Source organism: Kribbella sp. (assembly GCF_035655035.1).
Lineage (GTDB): Bacteria > Actinomycetota > Actinomycetes > Propionibacteriales > Kribbellaceae > Kribbella.
Genome location: NZ_DASRVN010000578.1, coordinates 1 through 9,645, shown reverse-complemented (window position 1 = coordinate 9,645; position 9,645 = coordinate 1). Strand labels below are relative to the sequence as shown.

Genomic DNA, 9,645 nt, shown 5'->3' with positions numbered 1-9,645 from the left:
CGCCGGGTGCTGCGGCTGCAGACCGACGCGACGATGGAGTACCTGGCGCTCGTCAAGGCGACCACCGTCGCGGTGCACCCGGGGGAGTCGCCGGTGGTGACGGCCGAACAGGTCCGGGCGGTGTTCGAGCTGGACATCCTGCAGGACGAGCACTTCCGCGAACTGGTCCGCGACAAGACCATGCCGAACTACGAGAACCGCGTCTACCCCGGCATCCCGATGCGGCTCGCGATCGCGGACCGGGAGGTCGCGATCGTCAGCGTCCGGCCCGGCGACGACTCGTCGGTCGCCTTACAGGTCACGGCGCCGTCGCTGGTGCTGGCCTTGTGCACGTACTTCGAGACTCTGTGGGCAGCAGCCGCACCGATGCTGCTGGCGGCCGAGCGGGACACCGTGACCGATCCGGAACGGCTCAGCGGTCGCGAACGCGAGCTCCTGTCGATGCTGCTGTCCGGACTGACGAACGAGGCGATCGCTGCGCACTGGGGGATCAGCAGACGCTCTGTGGTCCGGCAGGTCCAGGAGCTGATGACCCGGACCGGGTCGACGTCCCGCGTTCACTTGGGCTGGGAAGCGCACCGCCGGGGCTGGCTGAGCTGACACCAGCCCCGGCGGACGCGGTCAGCTCGTGTGGGCTGCCCGTAGTACCCACTGGTCGAGGCTGTTGCCGGATTGGTCGGTGCCACTGATCCGGTAGCCCACGTACCCGTTGGAGACCTTCGCAGGGTGGACCGTGAAGACAGCGGAACCACCTGGTGCGACAGTGCGGCTGCCTGCCGGTAGCCAGGTCGCACCATCGTCGTACGTGACCTGCAGCTGGACAGCGAAGCGCCCGTTGCTGCTCTGGTACGGCGCTACGTAGCCCGGCCGGACCGTTACCGCGTAGGGGTGGCTCGGTGCGGTGTTGTCGAGACCGGTCGCGGCTGACCAGTTCCACTTGACCACTGGCTGCGGTACCGGCTTGCTGTCAGCGCCGGCTGTCACGTTCACCGTCCAGCTGGAGCTGTTCTTCGTCGCCAGCGGCATCGTGCCCTGGCTGGCGGTGTAGTCGAGCCGGTAGCGGCCAGGCCCCGGCAGGTTGCAGTTGGACGGCGCAGGGCCCTTGCAGAGATCGTCGTTCACTGCGAACGCACTGGTCGCCTTGCCGTCGAAGAAGGACTGGCTGACGGCAGACCGTGAGCCTTGGTACCCAGTGCCGCCCAGAGCGAGGATCAGCTTCCCGTTGATCGCCTGCGTCTGCGCTCCGACGCTCGGCACCGTCGTACCGGAGCCGACGTCCGTCGGCAGCACCTGGCCGCGCTGCAACGCACCTGCGTCGTTCCAGAACTCGGCGTATTCGTTCAGCAGGTTCCACGACCTGGAGAACTCGTGTCGGGGCGTCACCAGCTCGTCCCGCTCGAACTGGTCGGGCACCAGGCTCGTGGAGGTCCAGTAGGCGCCGAAGAACTCCCCACGGATGTCACCGACCGTCTGGTACCCACCTGCCGAGTCGAGCCGGTGGTACGACGTGTGCCGGACCCCGAGCTCGCGGTCGCGTACCCGTACCGTCGTGTCGGTGCCGATCGCGCCGCTCTTGGTGTGTACCAGGTCGTAGGTGTACGGCGATGGGAAGCCGCTCCGGACCAGGGCGACGGTCCGGCCGGCGTGGATCGCCTTACGCAGGGCCGCCGCCTGTGCCTTCGTCAGAACGCCGACCGGGATCGCCGGCGGCTTCGAAGCGATCCGCTCGGCGACGCCGTCGTCCTGGACGGCGACGAGAACTCCACTCGCACCGGCCTTGGTCGCCGCGCCGATCACGTCGTCGATCAAGGCCTTGCCGGCTGTCTTCACGATCTCGTCGATCACCACCAGCCGCCCACGGGCGTTCGCGAGCTCTGCCGGACTGCCGGCATCCGCGTCGTACAGCCGCGCGAGCTGGCGAGCCGGGAACGCACCGGTGAGATTGGCCAGCTGCGGCCGGCGGGCCTGGATCGAGACGCCTCCGACATCGACGGTGACAGCCGGCGCCTCCCGGTGCTCGAGGATCCGGATCTGCTGGCTACCGGTCGTCGGGGCGGTGCTGGGGATCGAGTAGAGCTGGAAGTCCGGCTGCGTCAGGGTCGCGGTGAAGGTGGTGGTCTGCTGCCCGGCCCCCAGCGTGTAGGTCCGGCTGAGCTCGATCGCGCGCCCGCCGGTCGCGACGCTCGGCCGTTCCGTGGACACCTGCCACGGCTTCCGGGTCCGCGCGTCGAGCCGGACGTCGCGGTCGGCCGTGAGCGCGATGTCCGGTACCGCGGCGCTCGTCCAGGCGCCGACGTACGCGCTGTAGATGCCGGCGGCGGCCTCGGCCTGGAAGACCATGAGCGAGTACCGGTGCGCCGGGAGCAGCGGCCGGTCAGTCATTGCTCCGGCGAAGTCGACGGTGTACCCGCGGCCGTCGGCGAACCCGACCGCGCGCTGCATCCCGGTGTCGAGGTCGATCAGCGCGCCGAACGTCGGCCGGGTCGTCGAGTCGTGTTCTCCGTCCGGGCCGGTGTAGTCGATCGTCAGCCGGTGCAGCTCGGTGGTCCGGGTCCAGTCCAGCGTCGTCCGCACGCGGACATCGCCCGCGGTCGCGACGATCTCGCCGTACACACTGCCTTCCGGGGCCTTGCTCAGGTCCACGGTGACCGGTACGTCGGCGGTCGCGTGCGGTGCGACGGTCACCGTCGCGGGTACTTCGAACAGGCCGGGCGGGTCGGCGTACGGCTGCACGTTGTAGGTGAAGTTCGCGTCCGGCCGCTGCAGCGAGTGGCTGAGCTGCAGCGTGACGGCGGTGTCGCCGTCGTTGGTGTACACAATCGTTTTGTTGACAATCGGACGCGCGGGCAGCGGGTCGCTGTGTACGCCGAACTCCAGCAGGCCGGTGCCCTGCACGCGTTGCTGCGACGCGCGCTGCAGGTCGAGCCCGCCGGCACCGCGCCAGTAGATCTGCGGGTTCGCCTCCGGACCGGTGCCGCCGGTGGCACCCCGGCAGGAAGTGGTGCACGACGTACTCGTGATCGCGTCCCGGATCCGGTCCGCCGACCAGTCCGGGTGCTGCTGGCGCAACACCGCGACGGATCCGGCGACCCGCGGCGCGGCCATCGACGTACCGGTCAGCTCGGTGTACTGCGGGGCGTCGGGCAGCGGGAAGAACTTGCTGTCGGCGGACCGGGCCGCGACGATGTCGGTGCCTGGGGCAACGATCTCGGGCTTCAGTCCGAGGGTCCCGATCCGTGGGCCGGCGCTCGAGCTGGCATCCAGGTAGAACGAGTGCGTGCCGTTGCCGACCGCAAGTGCCCGGGCAGCCGAGGCGGGCGTCGCGACCGTGAACGGGTACGGGTTGCCGAAGCCCGGGCCCCAGTTGCCGGCCGCCGTCACGAACAGCGCGCCGGTGCGGGTGCTGATGTCGTCGAGCGCCGCCGCCAACGGGTCCGAGCCGTCGGTCGGCTCACCGCCGAGGCTCATGTTCACGGTCGGCGCCTGCTGCGCGGCCCAGGCCATCGCCTCGATGATCCAGGAGGTCTGACCGGAGCCCGTGTCGTCGAGCACCTTGCCGATCGCGAGTTTGGCGCCCTTCGCGGTACCCGCGTACTTGCCGGCACTGGCCGCGCCGGTACCGAGCGCGATCGAGGAGACGTGCGTACCGTGCCCATGCTCGTCGGTCAACGGATCCGGGTCGCCGGGCACGAACGACTTCGCCGCCACGATCCGGCCGGCCAGGTCCGGGTGGTGCTGGTCGACGCCGGTGTCGAGGACGGCAATCGTCTGCCCGGTACCGTCGAAGCCGCTCTGCCAGACCGGACCGGCGCCGATCAGCGTGTTGCTCTCGCTTTCGCCGTCGCTGGTCGCCTTCACCTTCGCGTCCAGCCACAGCTTGGTCACACCCGCGGTCATCGAGCGGTACGTCGTACCGGTCCGGGTGCTGAAACCGGCGAAGAACGCCTCACGCTCGGCCCGGTCCATCGTGAGCGCCACCGCGCCCGCGGCGGGCAGGAGGTGCGTACTCGCGATACCGGCCGACGGCGCGGTGGCGAGCGTACGGCGGGTGGTGGCGGACGCGGACGTCGCGATCAACGGGAGGTCCGGCGTGGTGGCGTCGTCGTACCCGGACCGGTCGAGCTCGGACAGGTCGAACAACTTGGGATCGAGCCGCCCTTGCGCGAGCAGCGGCGAGACGGCGGTCGGTACGGCGTACAGATCGTTGTTGAACCGGGTCACGACCACATCGCCGATCGGCGCGGCATCGTGGACGACGTTGACCTTCTGACCGGCGCCGGTACCGGTGACCTGTACGACGTCACCCGTGACGAGCGTGAAGGTCTTGACTGGGTCGGGCACCGACCGCCCCGGCGGACCAGCCGCCGTGGCCGGCAAGGCCGGCAGCAGGACTGCGATCAGGGCAGACGGAAGCAGGGCAATGAGACGACGGGGCATGGGCGGACCTCACAGGAATCGGAGGGGGATGCGCAGCCAGTCTCGACTCCCCACCCCCCACCCCGCGACCCATCCCCACGACCTCCCAGCGCCATGTCCCCAAGGAGCCACGACGCGCGTCCACCACAACCCGCACCCGTAGCCGCTAACCGATGGAAAGGGATGGGCGGTTAGTTGCTGTTGACTGCGTCGAGCCAGGTCATCGGCGTCGGCTACCCACGCCCCGGCGGCCCCGGCGTCGCGCCACGGTCGGCGCCCGGCCGGCTGATCCCGGCGGCTGCCGGAGCCCCGGCACCGCGAGCCCCGTCTCCCAGCTCAGGCCGGCGATGAGTTGCCGCGGCAGCCGGCGCCTGATCCCGGAGGAATCGCGTCGCATCGGCTTGGCCCGGACCTGCAGCAATGCGGGTGGCGGCATCCGGCGGAGGCAGCTTCGCGAGATCCACCGTCTCGGCGCGACCGCCTGACTGCAGTTGCGTGCCAACGGTGTTGGTCACTGCGCGCTGCTGCTCACCGTTCTGCACCTCGGTGGAGACCGCAGCGGCCTGGTTGGGCATCCTCGCCGGGTAGGGCTCGCCAGGGTTCTGCTGGTAATGCTCCCGGATCTGGCCGACGCCCTTGTCGATGCCTTCGGTGGTCAGTTCCGCAACCATCGAGCCGCGACCCGGCCGATGCTGTACGCCGTCCCACTCGGGGATCGCCATCTGGTTGACCAGGTGGGCTCGGGCGGCTTGCTGATGCTCAGGATCGGGCGGCACCACGTCGGCCAGCTCATTGCGGACGACGCTGTCCGCGACGGTGTCCCAGCCCATCACCGTCGGATTCTCGATCACGGCGTTCACCAGTTGATCGCGCTCCTCGGCAGAGCTCGTCGCGCGCTCCAGCAGGGCGTTCCCGGCCTGCACGGCACCCTGGTACTCCGGCTCCGGATCGGGCACACCGCCGTACCCTGCCTGGTCGGCGAAGTCCCGGAAGTCGTCGACGGTGCTGATTTCGACGAAAGCCTCGTTGACTGCGACCGACGTCATGTTGCGTACGGCGTTCGGCTCGTTCGGGGCGTCGATCGCCGACCGCGTGTGCTTGGATTCGTGCAGGACCGTCGCGAGTGCCTGCGCCTGAGCCTGCGGGTCGGCGCTGCGCTCGCCCCCGGTGAGGTGGTCGAGCACCAGGCGCTGGTTCAGCCGGATCGAGCCGTCGTTGGCCAGACCGCCCCACTTGGCATCGGTGCGCGCGTACAGCTCGCCGTTCCAGCCGTTCTCGCCGCCGGGGTGCAGTTCCTGGGCAATGTGGTAGAGCCGCGCGAACTCCTTGTACGTGTCCGACGACGGATCGACCCGTACCAGATCCTCGCTGTCGGCCACGGTCAGTTGCCGGCCGTCGGCGGTTCGTCCCAGGGTGCGCCGTCAGCCAGGAATTCCTCGGACGACTCCAGACCGCGGGTCAGCGCGCGGATCGCTGTGCTGTCGGACCCAGCCCGGTCTGCGAGCGCCCAGATCTCTTCCCGAGCACGGGCAAACTCAGCCAGTCGCTCCTCCCTGGTCCCGCGCTCCAGCTCCGCGGACTCCAGGACCCGCAGCGCTGCCGCCATCTCTGCCGACTGTTCAGCACCCATCCGCAGCCCCTCCGACCTCTCGAACCGTCCTCAGCAGGGTAACCGTCTGTAAGCCCACGCGCCCTCGGTGCGCCCTCGACCGCCGCGAGTTCAGGCGACTGAGCGGTAGTGGGGCGTGGGAGTTATCCACAGGTTGGGGGGCCGGTAGACTCGGGGAGTTCATCGCTTCGAGGAAACGGACTGTTTCTCGTGTTCGACACGCTTTCCGATCGGCTCTCCACCGCGTTCAAGAATCTGCGGGGCAAGGGCAAGCTGACCGACGCCGACATCGACGCGACCGCCCGGGAGATCCGGATCGCGTTGCTGGAGGCCGATGTCGCGCTGCCCGTGGTGCGGGAGTTCATCGCGGCGGTGAAGGAACGCGCCAGCGGGGCGGACGTGCGCGGCGGGCTGAACCCGGCGCAGCAGGTCATCAAGATCGTCAACGAGGAACTGGTCAACATCCTCGGCGGCGAGACCCGTGAGCTGCGGATGGCGAAGCGGCCGCCGACGGTGATCATGCTCGCCGGTCTGCAGGGTGCCGGTAAGACCACCCTGGCCGGCAAGCTCGCGAAGTGGCTGCGGGAGACCCGGCACCAGACCCCGATGCTGGTCGCCGCGGACCTTCAGCGGCCGAACGCGGTCACCCAGCTCCAGGTGGTCGGCGAGCGGGCCGGCGTACCGGTGTTCGCGCCGGAGCCGGGCAACGGCGTCGGCGACCCGGTCGAGGTGGCCCGCAAGGCGATGGACGAGGCGCGCGCCAAGCAGTACAGCGTGGTGATCGTCGACACCGCCGGCCGGCTGGGTGTCGACGAGGAGCTGATGAAGCAGGCCGCGGACATCCGCGACGCGGTCAGCCCGGACGAGATCCTGTTCGTCGTCGACGCGATGATCGGCCAGGACGCGGTCACCACCGCGCAGGCCTTCCTGGACGGTGTCGGCTTCGACGGCGTCGTGCTGTCCAAGCTCGACGGTGACGCCCGCGGTGGTGCCGCGCTGTCGATCGCGCAGGTCACCGGCCGGCAGGTGATGTTCGCCAGCAACGGCGAGAAGCTCGAGGACTTCGACGTCTTCCACCCCGACCGGATGGCGAGCCGCATCCTCGGTATGGGCGACGTGATGAGCCTGATCGAGAAGGCCGAGCAGACCTTCGACGCCGAGGAGGCCGCGAAGACCGCGGCCAAGCTGGCGAAGAAGGGCGGCAAGGAGTTCACCCTCGACGACTTCCTGGCCCAGATGCAGTCGGTCCGGAAGATGGGCCCGCTGACCAAGATCTTCGGCATGCTGCCCGGTGCGAACCAGTTCAAGGACCAGCTGGAGAACTTCGACGAGCGCGAGATCGACCGGATCGAGGCGGTCATCCACTCGATGACCCCGGCCGAGCGGAACGACCCGAACATCATCAACGGCTCCCGCCGGGCCCGGATCGCGAAGGGTTCCGGTACCGAGGTGGCCACCGTCAGCGGCCTGGTCGAGCGGTTCTTCGAGGCCCGCAAGATGATGGCCGCGATGGCGTCCGGCAAGGGCATCCCGGGGATGCCCGGAATGCCGGGGATGCCGGGCATGGGTGGTGGCGGCGGTGGCCGGAAGGCCAAGCAGCAGCAGAAGAAGGGCAAGAAGCGCGGCTCCGGCAACCCGGCCAAGCGCGCGAACCAGGGCAGCCAGCAGCCGCAGGCACCGCAGCCGGGTCAGTTGCCGGCCGCGTTCGGCGGCGCCGGGCAGGACGGCGACTTCGAGCTGCCGGACGACCTGAAGAAGATGCTCGGCGGCAACTGAGGCCTTCCTGAAAGGGCAGTCCTCAGGTCGGCCGATCGGACGGCGGAATGTCGTCCGTTCGCCCGGCGCGCCGCCTGCCGCCCGCGGCCTACCGTGGTGAACACCCGGGTACGAGCGCCTGAACTTGCCTGTTCGGTACCCGGTCACGGCGCACCGGCACGGGTTGTGGCCGACCTTCCGGCGGTTAAGATCGTGCCTACGCCCGAGAGACACACCAACTGCGGAATGCGTCGAGGACGGTTCGGATGAGGCAGCAGTTCAAGAACCTGGACACGTGGCGGGGCAAGTTGTCCGCCGCCTGCACCTGCTTGGCGCCGCCTACCGCCTTGGTCGCCGTGTTCGTGGTCGGCGGCGTCACCTCGAACACGTTCATCGTCGACGCGCACGCGCTGGCCGCACCGCGCCAGGATGCGGTCTTCGACGACCTGGCGAACAAGGTGCCCGCGCAGCCCGGTGTCGACGGCAGCCTGCCGACGCAGGCGAAGTCCACGATCCAGGTCCCCTTCACCGGTACCACCGACGGCACCGTGCAGCCGATCCCCGGCGCGCTCGGCAACACGTCGGGGATCCCGGGCACGGTGCTCGCGGCGTACCAGAAGGCCGCTCGCGACCTGGCGCTGTCGATGCCCGGCTGCCACATCACCTGGCCGTTGCTGGCCGGGATCGGCAAGGTCGAGTCCGACCACGCCAGCGGCGGCAAGGTGGATCCGAACGGCAACACCCGCGGCAAGATCCTCGGCCCGGTCCTGGACGGGAGCGCCGGGACGGCGGCGATCGCGGACACCGATCGGGGCGTGTACGACGGGAACACCAGTTGGGACCGTGCGGTCGGGCCGATGCAGTTCATCCCGGGGACCTGGAAGGTGTTCGGAGCCGACGGCAACGGTGACGGGGTCAAGGACCCGAGCAATGTGTTCGACGCGAGCCGTGCCGCGGGCGACTACCTGTGCGCGGGCGGCGCGAACCTGTCCGACCCGCAGGGCCTCGTGCAGGCGGTACTGCGCTACAACCACTCGATGGACTACGTCTCGACGGTCCTGCGCTGGATGCAGTCGTACAGCAAGGACACCGTGAGCATCCCGGACAAGCCGGGCCAGATCGTGACGCCGGACAATAGCGGCAATGCGGGCAACGGCCGGGACACGACCCGGACCACGCCGCCGACCACCCCGCCGACGACGGTCCCCACCACGGCCCCGACGACCGGTACGACGACGTCGACCAGCCCGACCGTGGTGCCGACCACGTCGAAACCGACGTCCGGCGTGACCGGCTCGACGAAGCCGACCGCTTCCAAGCCGACCGCCTCGAAGCCGACCAACGGCCCGGGCTCCACGACCTCCAAGCCGACGACCCCGAAACCGCCGTACACCCCACCGACCAAGCCGACGCCGCCGACCACCACCTCCCCGACGCCGGTCGACCCGACATGCACGCCGACGTCGGCACCGACCGACCCGCCGAGCTCCACGCCGACGGACCCGTCGACCACCCCGAGCGGCGAGCCGACGACCACCCCGTCGACTCCTGCGACGACGCCCAGCAGCCCGGCGACCACGCCGCCGAGCACGTGCAGCACGCAGACCCCGGCGTCCGCCCCACCGAAGTCGGCGTCCACGCCGGGGAGTGCGCCGCGGCCTGCCAACTGAACAGCCGATCGATCGCTCGACGGCCGGAGGCCGGCCCTCCTCAGGTAGCGTCCGTCGTTACCTCGGTGCCGGTTTTCCGAGCGGTTTCTGTGGGCCGTAACTTTGCGTCGTCTTGATGTAACTTTCTGGCGCTTGGTTCGTTGAAGGGGCTATGCGCCTAACCCGTAGTGGTAACCGTCGGGTCAAAATCATCAT

The 9,645-nt window shown here is 69.6% G+C and carries 6 protein-coding genes; 3 read left to right on the top strand and 3 right to left on the bottom strand.

Going from position 1 to position 9,645, the window contains the following annotated elements:
* Nucleotides 1-600: helix-turn-helix transcriptional regulator (locus VFF46_RS30825; protein ID WP_325040748.1), on the top strand; the 600-nt coding region annotated here is incomplete at its 5' end.
* A 21-nt stretch (nucleotides 601-621) separates the two neighbouring features.
* Here VFF46_RS30825 and VFF46_RS30820 read toward each other — a convergent pair.
* The 3 genes from VFF46_RS30820 to VFF46_RS30810 all read right to left on the bottom strand — a co-directional run bounded on the left by VFF46_RS30820 (nucleotide 622) and on the right by VFF46_RS30810 (nucleotide 6,046).
* Entirely contained in the window at nucleotides 622-4,437 is a 3,816-nt protein-coding gene (locus VFF46_RS30820; protein WP_325040747.1) for a S8 family serine peptidase, read from the bottom strand.
* Between the two features lie 212 nt (nucleotides 4,438-4,649).
* On the bottom strand, nucleotides 4,650-5,795 hold the full coding sequence (locus VFF46_RS30815; protein ID WP_325040746.1) for a hypothetical protein: 1,146 nt from the start codon (nucleotides 5,793-5,795) through the stop codon (nucleotides 4,650-4,652).
* A gap of 2 nt (nucleotides 5,796-5,797) precedes the next feature.
* Complete coding sequence (locus VFF46_RS30810) at nucleotides 5,798-6,046, bottom strand: hypothetical protein (RefSeq protein WP_325040745.1); 249 nt, start codon at nucleotides 6,044-6,046, stop codon at nucleotides 5,798-5,800.
* 189 nt (nucleotides 6,047-6,235) lie between these two features.
* Here VFF46_RS30810 and ffh point away from each other — a divergent pair, with 189 nt between their 5' ends.
* Nucleotides 6,236-7,801 (top strand): signal recognition particle protein, encoded by a 1,566-nt coding sequence (gene ffh, locus VFF46_RS30805; RefSeq protein ID WP_325040744.1) that lies wholly within the window; start codon nucleotides 6,236-6,238, stop codon nucleotides 7,799-7,801.
* 245 nt (nucleotides 7,802-8,046) lie between these two features.
* The gene (locus tag VFF46_RS30800) at nucleotides 8,047-9,450 is read left to right on the top strand and encodes a lytic transglycosylase domain-containing protein (protein WP_325040743.1); all 1,404 of its coding nucleotides are present in this window, start codon (nucleotides 8,047-8,049) and stop codon (nucleotides 9,448-9,450) included.
* The last annotated feature ends 195 nt before the right edge of the window (nucleotides 9,451-9,645 follow it).